14 protein-coding genes are annotated in these 17,854 nt (G+C 40.3%); 5 read left to right on the plus strand and 9 right to left on the minus strand.

The genetic code is table 11. The features are described from left to right. The first annotated feature begins 109 nt into the window (after positions 1 to 109). Complete coding sequence (locus tag V7K55_RS18395) at positions 110 to 1,114, plus strand: aromatic ring-hydroxylating dioxygenase subunit alpha (RefSeq protein WP_334833828.1); 1,005 nt, start codon at positions 110 to 112, stop codon at positions 1,112 to 1,114. A gap of 156 nt (positions 1,115 to 1,270) precedes the next feature. Here V7K55_RS18395 and ftsH4 read toward each other — a convergent pair whose 3' ends face one another. The 3 genes from ftsH4 to V7K55_RS18410 form a co-directional block, all read right to left on the minus strand. After that, the gene (gene ftsH4, locus V7K55_RS18400; RefSeq protein ID WP_334833830.1) at positions 1,271 to 3,136 is read right to left on the minus strand and encodes an ATP-dependent zinc metalloprotease FtsH4; all 1,866 of its coding nucleotides are present in this window, start codon (positions 3,134 to 3,136) and stop codon (positions 1,271 to 1,273) included. Positions 3,137 to 3,230: 94 nt separating this feature from the next. Continuing rightward, positions 3,231 to 3,416, minus strand: coding sequence for a DUF2949 domain-containing protein (locus V7K55_RS18405; RefSeq protein WP_334833832.1), 186 nt, complete (start codon positions 3,414 to 3,416; stop codon positions 3,231 to 3,233). A 666-nt stretch (positions 3,417 to 4,082) separates the two neighbouring features. Beyond that, the gene (locus V7K55_RS18410; RefSeq protein ID WP_334833834.1) at positions 4,083 to 4,529 is read right to left on the minus strand and encodes a TOBE domain-containing protein; all 447 of its coding nucleotides are present in this window, start codon (positions 4,527 to 4,529) and stop codon (positions 4,083 to 4,085) included. Between the two features lie 368 nt (positions 4,530 to 4,897). Here V7K55_RS18410 and V7K55_RS18415 point away from each other — a divergent pair, with 368 nt between their 5' ends. After that, positions 4,898 to 5,695: a hypothetical protein gene (locus V7K55_RS18415; protein ID WP_334833836.1), complete on the plus strand. Its 798-nt coding sequence runs from the start codon at positions 4,898 to 4,900 to the stop codon at positions 5,693 to 5,695. 27 nt (positions 5,696 to 5,722) lie between these two features. Here the strand turns inward: V7K55_RS18415 and V7K55_RS18420 are convergent, their stop codons facing one another. Then, entirely contained in the window at positions 5,723 to 6,277 is a 555-nt protein-coding gene (locus tag V7K55_RS18420) for a 1,2-dihydroxy-3-keto-5-methylthiopentene dioxygenase (RefSeq protein ID WP_334833838.1), read from the minus strand. A gap of 188 nt (positions 6,278 to 6,465) precedes the next feature. On the opposite strand from V7K55_RS18420, the gene V7K55_RS18425 reads away from it, so the two are divergent. Beyond that, a complete protein-coding gene (locus V7K55_RS18425; RefSeq protein ID WP_334833840.1) occupies positions 6,466 to 7,911 on the plus strand; it encodes a deoxyribodipyrimidine photo-lyase, 8-HDF type in 1,446 nt (481 codons plus the stop codon). A gap of 138 nt (positions 7,912 to 8,049) precedes the next feature. Here V7K55_RS18425 and V7K55_RS18430 read toward each other — a convergent pair whose 3' ends face one another. The 4 genes from V7K55_RS18430 to V7K55_RS18445 form a co-directional block, all read right to left on the minus strand. Continuing rightward, positions 8,050 to 9,027 carry a hypothetical protein gene (locus V7K55_RS18430; RefSeq protein WP_334833843.1) on the minus strand — a complete coding sequence of 326 codons (978 nt, stop codon included), beginning with the start codon at positions 9,025 to 9,027 and terminating at the stop codon, positions 8,050 to 8,052. A 338-nt stretch (positions 9,028 to 9,365) separates the two neighbouring features. Then, positions 9,366 to 10,586, minus strand: a complete 1,221-nt coding sequence (locus tag V7K55_RS18435; protein ID WP_334833846.1) for an MFS transporter — start codon at positions 10,584 to 10,586, stop codon at positions 9,366 to 9,368. Positions 10,587 to 11,191: 605 nt separating this feature from the next. Further along, positions 11,192 to 11,977, minus strand: a complete 786-nt coding sequence (locus V7K55_RS18440; protein WP_334833848.1) for a hypothetical protein — start codon at positions 11,975 to 11,977, stop codon at positions 11,192 to 11,194. Between the two features lie 337 nt (positions 11,978 to 12,314). Further along, positions 12,315 to 14,987: a beta strand repeat-containing protein gene (locus tag V7K55_RS18445; protein ID WP_334833850.1), complete on the minus strand. Its 2,673-nt coding sequence runs from the start codon at positions 14,985 to 14,987 to the stop codon at positions 12,315 to 12,317. A 919-nt stretch (positions 14,988 to 15,906) separates the two neighbouring features. Here V7K55_RS18445 and V7K55_RS18450 point away from each other — a divergent pair. Both V7K55_RS18450 and V7K55_RS18455 read left to right on the plus strand, forming a co-directional pair. After that, the gene (locus V7K55_RS18450; RefSeq protein ID WP_334833852.1) at positions 15,907 to 16,152 is read left to right on the plus strand and encodes a hypothetical protein; all 246 of its coding nucleotides are present in this window, start codon (positions 15,907 to 15,909) and stop codon (positions 16,150 to 16,152) included. Further along, on the plus strand, positions 16,133 to 16,432 hold the full coding sequence (locus V7K55_RS18455) for a hypothetical protein (protein WP_334833854.1): 300 nt from the start codon (positions 16,133 to 16,135) through the stop codon (positions 16,430 to 16,432). Before V7K55_RS18450 ends, V7K55_RS18455 begins: the two co-directional genes overlap by 20 nt. Positions 16,433 to 16,558: 126 nt before the next feature. On the opposite strand, the gene V7K55_RS18460 is transcribed toward V7K55_RS18455, so the two are convergent. Next, complete coding sequence (locus V7K55_RS18460; protein WP_334833856.1) at positions 16,559 to 17,785, minus strand: glycosyltransferase family 4 protein; 1,227 nt, start codon at positions 17,783 to 17,785, stop codon at positions 16,559 to 16,561. Between the last annotated feature and the right edge of the window lie 69 nt (positions 17,786 to 17,854).

Consider the following 17,854-nt stretch of genomic DNA (forward strand, 5'->3'; position numbering starts at 1 on the left):
TAAACCTTATAAAATTGGCTTTCCAGTCTCAGGATATTTTCAAAAATCAAATCCAAATCTTATATTTGCAAAAAATAAGAAAGTTCAAATAATTATCTATCAAACTATTATGCAAATTTTCAATAATTGGAATGTAATTGCTAAGGGTTGGTATATTGCCTGTTCTAGTCATGAAATACCAAAAAGAATAGCAAAATCTGTAGAATTATGTGGCCATAGAATTGCCATTTTTAGAGGTGAAAATGGGCAAGTGCGGGCTTTGGATGCTTACTGCCCTCATTTGGGTACAGATTTAGGGATTGGAAAAGTTGATGGTAATTGGATTCGTTGTAAATTTCATCATTGGGCGTTTGATGAAACAGGTATTTGTCAAAATATACCCTGTCAATCAGAAATTCCTACTCAAGCTAAATTACAGGCTTATGCAACAGAGGAAAAGTATGGATTTATCTGGATTTATCCAGATACTAAAGCACCAGAGAAAGTGGCTGATTTCGATGAGCTAAATACTAAAGAAATTGTTACACAAGCTGATATTGCTTTTGAAAGAAGTTGCCATCATCATATTTGTATGATGAATGGGATTGATGCTCAACATTTAAAAACAATTCATCATTTAGATATCAAAATGGATCTGTCGCTACATTGCAGCGACTTAGGCACGCAAATTGACTTTACAATGCGGGGACAATTCCCTCAAACTACCTTTAGAGAACAATTAGGTCAAAGATTTCTTGGTTCTACATATCAGTATTCAATGCGTTATGCTCATGGTTGCATTGGTTTGTTAACAATAATGAAAGATGTCAGGCTTTTTCCCCCACTATATATGATATATGCTTATACTCCAATTGCCGCTGGAAGAACCAGAATTCAACCGATTTATGTAACTGAAAAACGTAAAGGTATTGTGGGATATCTGCTAAATCAGTTTTTGCTATTCTGTACTCGCTTGGCTTACTATATGCTCCGAGGTGAAGATGGCAAGATTTACGACAATATTCGCTTTAATCCGAAGTTGCTCCTTAGTATCGATCAGCCGTTAGCTCAATATATAGAGTATGTAAACCAGCTAAAACCGTCTCGATGGTCAAAAAATAGAGATATAGAATAGTAAGCTAATTGGAATTTAAGCTGTATAATATATGTCTGTCTGGCTGCTGGATTATCACTAAGCAACAACAATTTTGTGGTTATTTAATCGTGGTTAGCGTTTAATGCAAAGGGACGCAAAGCTATACTCTGCGTCCCTCTGTGTAGACATTACGAATTACGAATTAGCTATGGGTTTAACCTGACTCAGTAAACTGTGTAGTTTTTCGCCTTCAATGACTTCTGTTTCTAAGAGTTGAGTAGCGATCGCTTCTAGCAAGTCTCGATTCTGTCTGAGAATCTCTAAGGCTTGTTCGTGGGCTGTTTCCACGATTTCCTTGACTTCGCTATCAATAGCTTTGGATGTCTCTTCACTCACCGCCCGCCGAGGATTAGCCCCACCATTACCCAAGAACATCGATTGTTGTCCTTGTTGGTAAGCCAATGGCCCTAAGACTTTGCTCATCCCATAAGATGTTACCATCCGTTCTGCCAAGTCAGTTGCTCGTTGCAAATCGTTGGAAGCACCTGTTGTAATACTGTTAAACACAACCTCTTCGGCGGAACGTCCACCTAATAGAGTTGCAATTTGACCCCGCAATTCCTCTTCATTCATCAAAAAGCGGTCTTCAGTTGGTAATTGCAGAGTGTAGCCCAAAGCAGCCATCCCACGGGGAATAATCGAAATCTTTTCTACGCGACCGTTTCCTGTGGTTAGCGCCCCGACCATTGCGTGACCAACTTCATGGTATGCAACAATCTTTTTCTCAGTCTCGTTCATAACGCGACTCTTTTTCTCTAAACCAGCGACTACCCGCTCAATTGCTTCGGCGAAGTCTTCTTGAGCCACACTTTCACGCAGATTACGAGCTGCTAATAATGCGGCTTCATTGACTAAGTTTGCCAAATCTGCACCAGCAAAACCAGGAGTCCGAGTAGCGATCGCTCTTAAATCTACATCATCTCCTAATTTTACCTTTTGAGCGTGAATCTTGAGAATTGCTTCCCGACCAGATAAATCAGGGCGATCTACCAACACTTGGCGGTCAAAGCGGCCTGGACGCAGCAATGCAGAGTCAAGGCTTTCGGGGCGGTTAGTAGCAGCTAAGACAATCACTGTTGCATCACCAGCAGCAAACCCGTCCATCTCCGTTAGTAACTGGTTGAGGGTCTGTTCTCGCTCATCGTTACCACCGTAGAAGCCGTTACTGCTACGAGATTTACCGATCGCATCTAATTCATCAATGAATATAATACAGGGAGCCTGTTTCTTTGCCTGCTCAAACAAATCCCGCACTCTGGAAGAACCGACACCGACAAACAATTCTACAAACTCGGAACCAGAGATACTGAAAAATGGAACACCCGCTTCTCCTGCTACGGCTTTTGCTAAAAGTGTCTTACCAGTACCCGGAGGGCCAACCAACAATACACCCTTGGGAATCCTCGCGCCAATTTGTGTAAAGCGTTCTGGAGTTTTGAGGAAATCCACAATTTCCACTAACTCAGTTTTTGCTTCTTCTACTCCAGCCACATCTGCAAAGGTAATTTTAGCTGATTCGCCTTCAACATAAACCTTAGCTTTACTTTTACCAATGGAAAGCGCACCTTGGGGGCCGCCGCCACCACCACGAGACAGAAAGAATTGCCAAATCCCAATAAAAATCAGTGGTGGAATCACCCAACTTAAGAGGGTTGTAATCCAAGTATTTTTGGGTGGAGGAGTAGCAGCAAACTCAACTCCCTTTTCTTCTAGAAGTTTGGGTAACTCCAAATCAAAGATTGGTGTAGTTGCAAACACCTGTCCCGGTTCGGCATTTTCTGTTTTTAGTTCGTACAGTATCTGGTTTTGACCAACAGAAACCCGGTTGACTTCCCCTTCTTGTACTTGATGAATAAATAAGCTATAAGGAACACCAGTAGGCCCAGAAGCAAATAAACCAGGCAAAAATAAATTTAAGAGCAGGAATATTCCTGATACTGCCAGTAATATATTAGCAACGATCCGAAACCGAGGTGATTTAGGTTGTTCTTTAATTGCCATAGATGTTGTTACCAATCCTTAAAATGAAAACTGTTGAGAATGTGACTTTGTAGGAAAGTCCACTATTTACCATTCACATAGTTGAAGCAACAGCTTATACTGTTTCCAACCAATCAAAAATTTGGGATAATTGATCCAGTGTTACCAGTCCATACTGCCAGAGGGTCATAGCCAGAAAGTTGGGAGTCTGCTCGCAATGTCGCAAAGCAAGAGAAATTGCTCCACCAGAAAGACCCAAATCTTCTTCTAAAAAATGCACCAATTGATCTGTAGCTTTCATCTCAATGTTAAATAATGTTAATTAAGTGAGTCTTGTTTCTGAAAGAGCTTGACTTATGCGGTCTAAAGTCCAGGCTGCATAAATAGTTTTTCTGTTTGTCTTGATTGTTAAGGATACTAAGGCTTCTCATAATTTCTCCCATTTAGCAATGTTTGTTTGCAGCATTTTTTTATTTATGTAACTAAACTTAACAATTAAATTAATCTTTGGGAACTAACAAGCAAATACGGTTTACCGTACTCAAAGACTTAACACCACTGGGAATGAGAAAACTTTAACCAACAGAACGCTGTTAAAGAAGATGCAGAGATTGGAAAATGCAAAGATAAATCCCCATGTCTTCTTATATACTTCCGTGTTATATTCCTTTCCCAGCAATGATTTATCTTTAGATAGATACACGACACGAACAGAGAGATATGTAAGTAAGTCGGTGGAAATAAACCAAACTATCTTACGTAACGTAAATAGGCTTGAAACCCTTACTAGTGATTAGCCAGTTATCTTTAATTACACCGCCCTACTTACAACGGGCTATTCAGTGGTGCAAAAACTTTACCATATACTCCCTTTGGATCTGCGACGCTGAATAGCGATATATACTCAATTTATCTTGAAGTTTTCCAAAATCAAAAATTAATACCCAACACTTAAAATCAAGGATTTTTATTCTCTAGCAATGACAATATCGTTAGATTTAATGACTGCATAAGCTTCTTTTCCCTCAGATAGTTCTAACTCTTCTGCGGAAGCTCTGGTGATAATTGAGGTTAATTCTACTTTATGAATAATCTCCAAAGTTACCTCACTATTAACTGCTCCATAAACAACTCGTTTAACAACACCTTTAAGAATATTGCGAGAGCTAACTTTTAGTGATTTTTTTTGAATACTACTTTCTATATAAGGCTTTTGAGTGTAGTAGATATCTTCCTGTTTTTCCTGCTGAGTTGGTGGTGATATTGGTGCTGGCGAATGCTGAGTGAGACTACGCACGAGTTCTCGCAGAATCTCAGTCTTGGTGCGTTGAGATTGTTCGCAGAACTCCTCTAGAATCTTCCGTTCATCCTCTGAGGTTTGAAATGTAACCCATCCTTGTTCTTTTCTTGGCATAATAATATTATCAGGTTTGGTTATCTTGGTAAAATTTTACCAAGTATTAATTCGATATGTCGTTTTAGTAATAACATTTTTTTTGCGATAATTTTCGGAATTTTTAGCGAAATTAATCAACTAATCCGATCCAGATAACTACATAAATATTTATTTTTTTATAGCTGCAAAATATTTTGTTACTTGAAAATATCAAAGCGTCACTATCTTTATCCTAACTAGGATGGTACGATCTAAGTCTATGGTATTCGTTGAGATAGTGATGCCTCCGATTGGGCTACGCATACGCAAAGGTAATCTGGCAGAAAACCCCACAGGCGATCGCATAAGTGCCATAGGATGATCTAACGTGAGTTCACAACCAGAGGATGAAATACCTAAAATCGCGTTCTCAAGACCTGCGGAGTTTATTTGAGAACAATATCACTATTGAATACGTGGCAGAACCCCTCAAAGCTATGCCAGCTGATGCGGAGGTGACAGAAGTTCTGCATTGGATGCAGGCACGAAATTTTGATGTTATCGGCGTTGAGACAGGAGATATTATTAGTGGTTATGTAGAACGCTCTAGTTTGATGCAAGGCAAAGAAGGCAAATGTAGCGACTATCAACGAGTGTTTCATCCCAAAGAACTAATAGCCATTTCTACCCCACTGATAAAGTTACTACCTATCCTACAACAAACTCCGCGATTGTTTGTCTTAGACTGCAATCAGGTAAGTGGGATTGTTACCTGTGGCGACTTGCAGAAAGCACCCGTGCGAATGCTACTGTTTGGCTTGGTAACGCTGTTAGAAATGAATCTACTGCGGCTGGTGCGGATTTACTATCCCCAAGATTCTTGGCAAAAAGTCCTCAAACCTGAGCGTTTAGAAGTTGCTCAACGGCTATGGCGAGAAAGCCAAGAAAGAAATGAAGCTACCGATTTGTTAGATTATCTGCAATTCTGTGATAAACGAGAGTTGATTTTAAATCAGCCAGAACTTCTCGATCAACTCGGACTAAAATCCAAGCGGTTTGGTGAACGCTTCCTCAAATCTGCTGAACAGTTACGAAACCGATTAGCTCATGCTCAAAATTTAGTTACTGGTTCCTCTTGGACAGAGTTGATTTCTCTAGCAGAAGCGATGGAAAAACTGTTAATCCACTGTGAAGAAGTTGAGTAAAATAGTCCGCTTTTATAATATTAAGCTTTAACGCGGCTTGTTGAGTGAATCACTCACTTGAGTACCTGTATAATTGGGAACCCAACCTTCGGCGATCGCAAAATAGCGTACCGCTTTGCAATTTAACGATGCAGTCGGGCTGCACCAATGCTCAACGTCAGCAGGGATGTAGAGATAGTCTTGTGCCTGAACTAAAAGCTGTACTTGGCTGCCATCGGGTAGCACGAAGCCGTAAATCATTTCTCCTGCCAACACGTAGAGGGGTTCAGCCGCAGGATGAGTATGGTAACGGCCATAGGTTGCTATCAAATGCTGAAGATTAAAGGAAGCTGGATGTATATTTAGCAAGTCACACCAGATAGCGCCATTTTCTTGTTGAATAAATTCAAAAACGCTGTTATGGAGTTCTACACAATAACCTTTCTCAGACTCAGTTAAAACGTCCTGGTCTAACAGATCGGGAAAGAGTAGCGATGTTCCTGGGTCGTAGTGTCTGAGTTGAATGCCAAGAGGTGCAAGTTCACGAGCTATTTCGCCTAAATCACTCTCAATCGTACCGTTGTCAAGTAGTAGGTTAGCCATGACAGAAAGACTAATTAACTGTTAAGAAAAGTATACTCTTCCTTGAAACAAAAAGCCACTATTTCCGACTGACAAACCGGGGTTTGATTTCCCCAGTCCCCATCAACAAAAGAAATTTATCGCCAGAATGATGCTCATTAGTACCACTAACATCTAAGCTAGTACGGGTGAACTATATGAAGCATAGAATGTCTGACTTAATTCTGTTTTGGCATCGGCGCGATTTACGCATTTCTGACAATACGGGACTAGCTGCGGCAAAACGGCAGAGTCCGAAGGTGGTGGGCGTGTTTTGCCTCGATCCGCATATTCTGGAACGGGATGATGTTGCTCCTGTGAGAGTAACTTACATGATTGGCTGTTTGCAGAAACTCCAAGAGCGATATGCTGAAGTTGGTAGCCAGTTATTAATACTCCACGCTAATCCTGTACAAGCGATACCAGCTTTAGCAGAAGCAATAAATGCCAAAGCTGTTTTTTGGAATTGGGATGTAGAACCTTATTCACAAGAACGCGATCGCAATATTATAAACGCCCTCAAAGAAAAAGGCATTGAGTTTATTAACCAAAACTGGGATCAAATCCTCAACTCCCCAGATGAGATCCGCACTGGTGGTAATAGTCCTTACACTGTCTACACCCCCTTCTGGAAAAATTGGATTACCAAACCGAAGGCTCAACCAGTAGAGACACTACAAAATCTTGAAGGGTTAACGGAAGCTGAAAAGAAAACTGCAAAATTTGCAGGTGCGATCGCATTACCTTCAGCAAAAGATTTAGGGTTTATTTGGGATGAACCATTAATTATTGCACCGGGAGAGGCTGCGGCGCAAGAGCGATTAGAAGAATTTACTTATAAAGCTATTACTGAATACCAAGAACAACGAAATTTCCCCGCAGTTGAAGGTACATCGCAACTGAGTGCAGCTTTAAAATTTGGCGTAATTGGCATTCGTACCGTTTGGCAAGCCACCATAGAAGCACTAGAAAACAGCCGCAGTGAAGAAACAGCAGTTAATATTCGCACATGGCAACAAGAATTAGCTTGGCGGGAATTTTATCAACACGCAATGTATAACTTCCCGGAATTAGCTGATGGTGCTTTTCGCGATACCTTTAAGAACTTTCCTTGGGAAACAAACGAAGAACATTTCCAAGCTTGGTGTGAAGGAAGAACAGGCTACCCCATTGTGGATGCAGCAATGCGCCAGTTAAACGAAAGCGGCTGGATGCACAACCGTTGTCGAATGATTGTTGCTAGTTTTCTCACCAAAGACTTACTAATTAATCCCCAATTGGGAGAAAAATACTTTATGCAGAAGTTGATTGATGGTGATTTATCTGCCAATAATGGCGGTTGGCAATGGAGTGCTTCTAGCGGTATGGATCCCAAACCTGTGCGGATTTTTAACCCAGCCAGTCAAACACAAAAATTCGATCCAGATGGGGAATATATTCGGCAATGGGTGTCAGAATTGCGGTCTGTAGATACAGAATATTTAGTTACTCGTAAAATTCCACCTTTAGAACGTCATGCTGTTGGTTATCCTGACCCAATCGTGGATCATAAAGTACAGCAACAGCAGTTTAAACAGCGTTATCAACAGCAAAAAAACATTAGTAATGGTGAGTAAAGTTGTTAGTTTTTTAATAGATATGTCCAGAAATGACGTAGGCGCATGAATTGTGCCTACCCATGATTTTGGTAAAAAGTTTTAGCCTTAACTGAACTGAACTGTATTGCCAGATAAGTTATTAAACCTAACATGATATTACGTCTTCACAGCTACACGAGAAATTGTCCATAAGATGAGCAGGAAGATTAAGTAAATTGCGCCAACCAGCCCAAACTCAATTAGAGGAATATAGGTTACTTCGTAAATTCTGCCCAAGCCGCGTTCAGTCAGTGCATAAACCGCCAGTACACTCACTAAAAAAGCTCCGTAGATAGTACGTTTAGTCCAGATACCCACGGGTAAACCGTGGAGTTGGGTAAGTACTAAAATGCCAAGAAAACCAAAGAGAAATGTTGGCCACTTGCTTTGTCCTAGCATCAAGGATACAACTACACTATGTAAAACCACTGTTATTTCCAAAGAGAACGTCCACCAACGGTTTGTATGAGCGCGGTTAAAGATTAACGACGATTGCAGCAGAAGCAAGAACATATAGAGAAAACCAATTAAGTGCCCCACAGTCGCTTCCATTGGATGATACCAGAAGGTGTAGATAGCAGCGAAGGAGAAAAAATAGCCGTGGTACAGCTTGATAATTTGCAAAAACTGTTGATTGAATGGCACAGAATTGCCAAAAAACAAACCGCGTCGAGGCGTTTCTAAAATCAGTACGAACACTAGTAGAAGTACAACTGCACCTTGAGAAGCCCAAATGGAAGTATCTTGAGCTAAAGCATCGTACCAAATATAGGTTTGGAGGAAGTGTAAAGCGATGAATGCGCCATTAATGGCAAGCATGAGGTAATTAATCGGGTGCAATGCTGATTTGTATTTCAACTGCGATCGCTGCGCCCACAAGATACACGCCCAGATGCTAAACTGATGCCCAAGGTACATACCCCAAGCCGTCGCTCGACTCCAAAAAGTCGGTTGGGGAAGCTTCCAATAGTACCAGTTTAATCCTTGGTCAGGAAGTTTGATGATACTTGCAGGAATGCTCCCACCGATCCAAATTGCATAGGTGAGGAGGATGCTTATAAAAATACCTAAAAATAATATTCGGCGACTTGTCATATTAATTCGTAATGGGCTACGCCCTGATTCCTTAAAGTAATTCTTAATTCTTAATTCTAGGACTTATGCAAGAGTTACGGAATAACGAACCGCAGAGGCGCAGAGAACACGGAGAAATGAAAGTTTGATAGATATTTTGCGTAAGTCCTAAATTCATAATTAAGACCTAGATTGTCAGAGGATGTTTGAAAAGTCCTCTTTTCGAGATCAAAAGTTTTAGATCCCTCTAAGTTTCCCTTAAAAAGGGAGACTTTGATTCCGGTTCCCCCTTTTTTAAGGGGGTTAGGGGGGATCTAAAAGTCCCTAAAATCACAACAAAACACTTTTCAAACAACCTCTCAGGCGATACGCTCTGTCTTGACTTCATATACATTTTTAGTCACTCGAAAACTAAGAGTCAAAGCGACTACCATTACTAAAGTTCCACTTAAAAAAGGAGCATAAATCCCAAATTTCATAAAACTAACTCCTGCCCACGTTGGCCCACCGATGCGTGCTAAGGCAGAGCAAGAACTGGCAATTCCTAATATTTGCCCTTGCTCTTCTGGGGCTGTCATCTGGGATATTAGACTATTCAATATTGGTTGGCTAATACTAATTCCTAATGCCACAAGTGTAGTAGCAACCAATAACAAAATTAAGCTTTGTGAAAATCCAATTAGTAGTAATCCTAAACCTAACCCTAATATTCCCAAGATAAGTAACTTGACTTCGCCAAAATGTTTCTTGAGGAATCCGATTAGTCCTCCTTGAATTATTGTGCTGACAATCCCCATGAAAGCAAAAAGATAACTAGTTTGTTGAGGACCCCAGTTTAATTGCTGCTTAGACCATAAAGCCAATGTAGAGTCCATAGCTGCAACCGCAAAGGTTACTAAAAAGTAGATGCCTAGAAGCACACAAAACTGTGGACGCTGTGACAGTTGTAGTAAGTTCAGCCGTCGCTGACGGTGGCGATGAACTTGGATTTTGGCTTTAGTTTCAGAATTTAGAGATTCTGGAAGTAACATCAAAGCACAAAGCAACGCTAATAGAGATAATCCACCTGCGAACAAGGATGGTAGATGAAAGTTAGCGTTGTTCGGATCTGACCCAATCAGCAGACCTCCAATTGCTGGGCCGAGAATGAAGCCAAGACCAAAAGCTGCTCCGATTATGCCCATGCCACTAGCTCGATTAACTGGTGTGGTAATATCTGCGATGTACGCCTGAGCAGTACTAATATTTCCTGCCATTATCCCCGCAAGACTACGAGCCAGAAACAACATCCATAATGAGTTAGCAAAGCCTAAGCCTGCGTATGCAATTACAGAACCGAATAGAGTCAGTAATAAAATTGGACGACGACCGTAGCGATCGCTAAATCTGCCCCATAATGGTGCAAATAAGAACTGCATTAAAGAATAAATCGCTACAAGCAGAGTGGCTTCATTCGGTTTTGCGCCGAATTGTTCAGCATACAAAGGCAGTATCGGTAGAATAATTCCGAAGCCCAGCAAGTCTATAAATACAGTCAAAAATAAGACAAATAGAGGTCTGCTATGATTTTTGCTCTCCATAGTGCAATTCCCTTTTATAAAAAATATGTGTAACTTGGATTGGTTGTATGCACAGCAGGGAATGCTCGATCGTAAAGATCCATTGAGTGCGATCGGCAATCAGTTCAAGCAAAATGCGTGAATTTGAGCCTGGTTGAGCGAAATAGCGTGAAACAAACCCATTATAAAAATTAAGCCAGTAATACTACTAATAAAAGCAACTACGATCTCATGCTTCCGTATAGCTTTTTGTATCTTAGCTTCTATGATGTGTTCTACTTCTTTGTATGACATTGACTTTAATTTGGCTAAAGATAAAAATTGTGTGTAACTTACGTCTGACAGAAGTTGAGTATTTCTGAAACTTCAAACTTTTTCAATCATGAGTTATTTCGACACTGTGGTAGTGTCAAAATAATTCCTAATTGATAATAAATGTTAGGGAATCTTGCAAATGTTATTATCAATTACAATCAGTATTAGGTGATTTCCGGAAAATAAATTACCAGATAAAGCAATTGAGTAGCTCTGAATTCCCTACTGGAAAAAGGACTCTTTTAACTAGCCCGGTAATTTATTATTCAGAAATATCCTTGGTTCTGGACTCATCACCGATAGCGATTTGGTCAAGTGCGTTGACGTAGTTTCAAAACAGCACCTGAAACACCAAAAGCTAATATCGCCAATGTGTAAGTTGATTCGGGAACTGCAAGAATGCTTACCTGATTGATGGCCAAGCCGAATTGGGGAGCAGAACTGCTAAAAACGAGTCGTGAGATATTTGGAGTGTCGCTACGAATCCCCAAGAACACTGCCGAATTATCTAATGCTAAGGACGAAATATTTGGAACTGAAAAACTACCCAAAAGGTTATTGTTGCTATCAAAAGCGTTGAGAAAAGTTTCAACTTTTGATTTACTAGTGTCTATAGCTATTTGAGTCCCAGCGCCAAGAACAGGCTGGGCAAAACTAATCGTCAAAGGCTCACCGTTTCCCTGAGTACCAGGATCGGGAGTACCAGGAGGAAGAGGAATAAAACCTGTTGGATCTATACCTCCAAAGAGAATAAAATCACCTGGAGCAAAGTTACTGCGAATTCCAGGGGAAGGTAAAGTTTGAAAGATAAATGGTGGAGTAACCCGAGGATTATTAGTTGGAGCTATATTTATATTTAACCCTAAACCACCTTGGGATGTTGCTGAAAAAGAGTTAGGTAAAAAAACAGAAAAGTCAGGAGCAGAGGGATTGAATACTTTACCTAAACTTCCCCAATCCACTAGATCGGTTCCTCCTAAAACAGCGCGTTCAGTTACTAAGAATGTAGCTGCTTTAACTGGCAGTGGAAGAACTGTTAATACAGCTGTAATGGCTGGTAAATATTTAACAGATAATTTAAATAATTTATTTATCATACTAATACCACAAGGGTTACTCCTGAATTACTAAAAAAATAATATCATTAAAATCAAATAATTCAACACCCAGGACGAAGTAATGTATTGCTCTAATTCAGAGAGCTAAACTAACTACTGTGTTGAATGGTTATGTTGCAAAAACTTATCGATGACTGGCTATTAATATTTTTACCAATCTAATATTATTTGTGCCACACGAATTTAGCATGGGTACAGACACAATTGCTCGTGTCTATACCATGCTAAATCTGTTGTTGATTGACTACTAGGTAGTAATTCCACAACAAACTTAAAAAAGCTTTAACTTGTTATGGAGTTGTAACTCGCAGTAATTTTAGACCAACTGAATAGTTAGATTAGATGAGGAATTTTGAATGAAGGCGAATTGATTTCCTAAGAAGGACAAGTCACCGCTTAATGAGTTGTAGGAGAAGTCACTAAGATTAGTAGTACCAAAGCCTCCTTTAGAAACTTGGATTACGTCGCTTTGACCAAAATTGTAATCTGTAATGGTGTCAATACCATCATTAACACTATTGAAAACAAACTTATCTGCACCAGAGCCACCAGTGAGAATGTCAGCACCTTGTCCACCGATAATGGTGTCATTACCGAAGCCACCGGAGATAGTGTCATTACCGGAGCCACCTTCTAATCGGTTATTTTGGCTATCACCAGTAATGCTGTCACCTGCATTGGTACCAATGAGATTATCAAAGTTGAGTACATTAAATGTTATTGTCCCCAAACTAAGAACGTTAAGGGCAGAGATAGTTTGCTCCTGTAAGTTAGCGGTGATAGATACACCAGCAACAGATTGTGAGGAATCTATGGTGTTATTGGCAACGCTAGCATCAGCAATAATTGTTTCTACTTTAAAAACTGTGTCTGTTCCGAAGCCACCAGCTTTAGTGATTTGTCCTACACCTGATAGGGTGATGGCTTTACCTAGCTTGCTGTAGTCTGCGGTATCAAAGCCATCTCCGCCATCAATGCTGTCGTTACCTTTACTGCCCTTGAAGGTATCATCACCTGCACCACCTATCAAGGTGTCATTACCCAGTCCACCATCAATCAGGTCATTACCATCTCTACCATCAATCAGGTCATTACCAGCCAGACCAGTTAATTGGTTATTTTGGCCGTCACCCTTTATGCTGTCATTGTTAACAGTACCGATGACATTAGCAAAGTTGACTACATTAAATGTCAATGTTCCCAAACCAGGAACATTAAGAGCAGAGATAGTTTGGGCTTGGAGGTCAGCAATGGCAGCTACCCCAGACAAGGATTGAGACGCATCTATAGTGTTATTGGCAACACTGGCATCAGCAATTACCTTCTCTACTTTAAAGACTGTATCTGTTCCGAAACCGCCAGCTTTAGTAATTGTCCCTACACCTGAGAGGGTAATTTTTTTGCCTAAGCTGCTGTAGTCTACGGTATCAAAGCCACTTCCGCCATCAATGCTGTCGTTACCGCGACTGCCCCTAAATGTGTCATTGCCGCCATTGCCTGTTAATTTATTATTTTGGCGATCGCCAGTAATGCTGTCACCTTCATTTGTGCCGATGACATCATCAAAGTTAACTACAGTAAATGGCAATGTCCCTAAACCAGGAACATTATTGGCTGTCAAAGTTTGGCTTTGTAGGTTAACTGTGATAGATACACCGGCTAAAGATGCGGAAGCATCTATGGTGTTGTTGACAACATTAGCATCGGCAATAATCTTTTCTACATTCAAGAGTTGGTCTTGTCCCAACCCACCAGCTTTGGTAACTGTCCCTACTCCTGAGAGGGTAATAGTTTGACCGAGTTGGCCGTAGTCTGCTGTATCTGTACCAACTCCACCATCAATGCTGTCATAACCCTGACCACCCTTAAAGATGTCATCACCATAACCACCTAACAACGTGTCATTGCCATCTCCACCATCAATTAGGTCGTTGCCACCTCTACCATCAATCAGGTCATTACCAGCAAGACCAGTTAATTGATTCTTTTGGCCGTCACCCTTAATGCTGTCATCATTAATTGTGCCGATAACATTGTCAAAATTGACTACATTAAATGTCAATGTTCCTAAACCAGGAACATTTAGAGCAGAGATGGTTTGGGCTTCTAGGTCGGCAACAGCAGCCACTCCAGATAAAGATTGAGACGCATCTATAGTGTTGTTGGCAACTTTAGCATCAGCAACAACTTTGTCTACTTTCAAGAGTTGGTCTTGACCCAATCCACCAGCTTTAGTAACTGTCCCCACTCCTGAGAGAGTAATGGTTTGACCTAGTTTGCTGTAGTCTGCGGTATCAAAGCCAGCCCCACCATCAATGTTGTCGTTACCCTGACCACCCTTAAATGTGTCATCGCCATCACCACCGAATAACGTGTCATTGCCATCTCCACCATCAATCAGGTCGTTGCCACCTCTACCATCAATTAGGTCGTTACCAGCCAGACCAGTTAATTGGTTATTTTGGCCGTCGCCTTTAATGCTGTCATCGTTAATTGTGCCGATAACGTTGTCAAAGTTAACTACATTAAATGTCAATGTTCCTAAACCAGGAACATTTAGAGCAGAGATGGTTTGGGCTTCTAGATCAGCAACAGCAGCTACCCCAGACAAAGATTGAGATGCATCTATAGTGTTGTTGGCAACAGTAACATCAGCAACTACCCTTTCTACTTTCAAGAGTTGGTCTTTGCCAAATCCGCCAGCTTTTGTGATTGTTCCTACACCTGACAGGGTGACGCTTTTGCCTAAGTTGCTGTAGTCTGCGGTATCAAAGCCATCTCCGCCATCAATGCTATCGTTACCTCGACCACCCTTGAATGTATCATTGCCGCCATTACCTGCCAACGTATCGTCGCCATCTCCACCATCAATGATGTCATTTCCAAGACCTGCGGAGATATTGTCATTGCCTCCACGACCAGAAATCTGATCGTCACCACTAGTTCCCAACAAAAAGTCATTGTTAGGAGTACCCGTAATAATGGACATAATATATAACCTTGATAGTTTTGGATAGTTTCGCAGATCAAATTTGTTTGATCGCTGTAATACTCGCATATTACAAGGGGATGAATTATAAATTTATGATGAAATCAGCCTAAACATAATTAACCCTGTTTTATATCTCTGGCAAAAGAAAAACCATGAGGATTCAGGCTTTTAAAAAATGCGTTATTGTGCCATAAAAATCGAGAACTAATAAAATTAAGATTTAGGCAATTTATAGAATAATAGTCTTGTTAATCAACGTGGATAGGTAGTTTCAGCCTTTCGTCGCTTCGGGGGCGTAGCCAATCCAGGTGTCAACAAAAGGTAATCAATAAATCTAACTGGAAGCATTAAAACCCATGTCTGGTTATATCGGCTTCTCTGTCAATGTATAAGTTACAAAACTTTATCTTTTTAATAAGTCAAGAGATAATGTACACTACAGATAATATTTTTTAATAAAAAAAATCGTGTTTAATATGAAAATAAAAACTGATAAATTGCCTTAAAATCCTAAGTTGTGAGAGGGTCAATAAAAATATAGGAAGAAATATAGTAAACAAATTAGATATTACACCTAACATAAGCAAGCAAGTTGTGAAGGCACAAAATAGTGGATGTATTGACATTTATTTTGTACTAATTGTGACGTAGTAAGTATTTATACTTTATTTGGGTAGAGCGATCGCTTGTCTTTGACACTTCCTTCCTCAAAAGGGTACGCCAACGTTTTGTAGTACAGCGATCGCACCCAGATAGATATTGCTAAACTTTGAGCCTTGTTTGCATAATTTCGGATACATTACCGCAAATGCGCTGATATTTTATTTTCTCCTCTTCATAAATTCCGCAAAAACACCGTTACGCTATTCGTACTTGTGATCAAAACTTAGAGCATCCAGTTTATTAGGGCGTGTTTATGACCAACCCTGTAACGACGTTTATCCAAGTCAATCTGGAGATGGCTCTAGAGGTAGCTCAAGAATTGGAGCAAGCTCCATACACTCAACTCAGTGCCTATTGTTTAGAGATTTTACGGGAAATAGGATGTCCTGGTACTGAACTCCCAGCTAACTTACAAACTCGCGATCAGCAGCTAAACTTTATCACAGGCTTTGCATCTTATGCATTTGGGGAGGTACAAAGTGTACAGAGCATTAATTGAAGATATCTTCTTTGAGCCAGAAGAAACAGAAGAGACAGAAGAAACAGAAGAAACTACTTTTCCCGCTACAGATAAAGATTTGTTGGTTTTAACAGAAAAATTTTTAGCGTTTGAAATTCCTTCAAAAGTTTTCTTACAGGCTATAGCCATTGCTGATTACGATGGTGCCGCTGCTTTTCGCTACGTTGATAATTATTTGACTAGTCTCAGAAATAAGAAGAAACGTAAGCAGAAGAAACTACTTGTGTTAGGTGCTTCAACTAAGTTTGACAATAATTGATGTGTTTCTTTACAAGCTAATTAACAACCAACCTGATTTAGATAAGATAATTTGCACTACCGATATAGAGACGTTGTAATGCAACGTCTCTATATATATTTGTCCCAGATGATAATTAGAACTTATCTAGACGCATAGGGTTCTCTCAAGACAAACTTGTTCATAGCTTTTACCAGCTATATTCCAAGTGAATTCTGTTTCTACTAATTGTCTGCCGTTGTGAGACAATTGTGAACGCAGATTTGGGCGATCGAATAGTTGACTAATCGCGGTGATGTACTCTGCCGGTTTATTCGCTCGTAATGCTCGTAATGCTTGACTAGCGACATCTACAGCTAATCCTTCTAAGCCGCGATCGCTAGCTACTATCGGTACACCAGCGGCCATTGCTTCTAAAGTTTTATTTTTAATCCCAAACCCAGTCCGCATAGGTACAACACAGATGGTAGATTTATGTAAATATTCAACCATCGAAGGCACACGCCCAATCACATTAACTCCTGGTTTGTTATCAAGTGCTAAAACTTCTTGTACCGGATGAGAACCAACAATATCGAAAGTTGTATTAGGATAAAGTTTTTGGATTTCTGGCAATATTTCGTTACTGAAAAAGCAGACAGCATCAATATTTGCCAAATTATCCATTGCACCAATGAAAATTAAGCGATGTCCACCCGGATCGGCGATCCGGTTGGGAAAAGAAACTAAATCTACGCCATTGGGAATAACAGTAATTTCACTATTGGGGTTAAACTCTTGTAGTTGAATTTTATCTTCTTCTGTTGTCGCGACAATTGCCGAAAATTTAGCACAGTAATTTTGCTCATAACGACGCAAAAGTGGCAGATTAATTTTGTCTCTAAGAGAATTTTCTGAAATGCCTGTTGTTAGTTGGTTCCGACATGTAGCATAAACAGAACTGTGAACATTCACTATGGTTTTTAGCTGTTTCTGAAAATGTGGCTGCACATAAATTTCATTGACGCTATGTTCGCAGGTGATTACATCGCATTTCCCCGCTTCCACCCAGTTATCAATCCATGTTTGCATCTCTACTGAGTAACGATTAAGTACGCTGGGCGGTGTCCCCTGTTGCAAAAATCTCCCAAATCGCTGTATTTTATTCAATATTCCGGTGGTTGCCGAATCTGGCGGCCGTTCAAAAATGGCTAGACGATCGACACAATCGCGTAATCCTGCTACTTCTGCGTCTGTAACATCACCCTCGCGTTGAGTTACGAGGGTAATAGTATGGCGTTGACTCAGATACTTAAGTAAATTAAATGTTCTGACTTGGGTTCCCCCGCGCGTTGGTGGGTAAGGAAAGGTGGAAGAGAGCATTAAAATGTTCATATAAGTGATAAATCAAATGTGATATATACACAATGACCTCATTGAAGGCTATATGTCATCATTTAATTT

Origin of the sequence: Nostoc sp., from assembly GCF_036919895.1 — a bacterium.
Taxonomy (GTDB): domain Bacteria; phylum Cyanobacteriota; class Cyanobacteriia; order Cyanobacteriales; family Nostocaceae; genus Nostoc.

Excerpts from the sequence above, each read along its gene's own strand:
- V7K55_RS18405 (WP_334833832.1), bottom strand. The coding sequence starts at position 3,416 with ATGAAAGCTACAGATCAATTGGTGCATTTTTTAGAAGAAGATTTGGGT.
- V7K55_RS18445 (WP_334833850.1), bottom strand. The coding sequence starts at position 14,987 with ATGTCCATTATTACGGGTACTCCTAACAATGACTTTTTGTTGGGAACT.
- V7K55_RS18410 (WP_334833834.1), bottom strand. The coding sequence starts at position 4,529 with ATGCCAAGAAAAGAACAAGGATGGGTTACATTTCAAACCTCAGAGGAT.
- V7K55_RS18440 (WP_334833848.1), bottom strand. The coding sequence starts at position 11,977 with ATGATAAATAAATTATTTAAATTATCTGTTAAATATTTACCAGCCATT.
- ftsH4 (WP_334833830.1), bottom strand. The coding sequence starts at position 3,136 with ATGGCAATTAAAGAACAACCTAAATCACCTCGGTTTCGGATCGTTGCT.
- V7K55_RS18430 (WP_334833843.1), bottom strand. The coding sequence starts at position 9,027 with ATGACAAGTCGCCGAATATTATTTTTAGGTATTTTTATAAGCATCCTC.
- V7K55_RS18425 (WP_334833840.1), top strand. The coding sequence starts at position 6,466 with ATGTCTGACTTAATTCTGTTTTGGCATCGGCGCGATTTACGCATTTCT.
- V7K55_RS18395 (WP_334833828.1), top strand. The coding sequence starts at position 110 with ATGCAAATTTTCAATAATTGGAATGTAATTGCTAAGGGTTGGTATATT.
- V7K55_RS18450 (WP_334833852.1), top strand. The coding sequence starts at position 15,907 with ATGACCAACCCTGTAACGACGTTTATCCAAGTCAATCTGGAGATGGCT.
- V7K55_RS18435 (WP_334833846.1), bottom strand. The coding sequence starts at position 10,586 with ATGGAGAGCAAAAATCATAGCAGACCTCTATTTGTCTTATTTTTGACT.
- V7K55_RS18420 (WP_334833838.1), bottom strand. The coding sequence starts at position 6,277 with ATGGCTAACCTACTACTTGACAACGGTACGATTGAGAGTGATTTAGGC.
- V7K55_RS18415 (WP_334833836.1), top strand. The coding sequence starts at position 4,898 with ATGAAATACCTAAAATCGCGTTCTCAAGACCTGCGGAGTTTATTTGAG.
- V7K55_RS18460 (WP_334833856.1), bottom strand. The coding sequence starts at position 17,785 with ATGAACATTTTAATGCTCTCTTCCACCTTTCCTTACCCACCAACGCGC.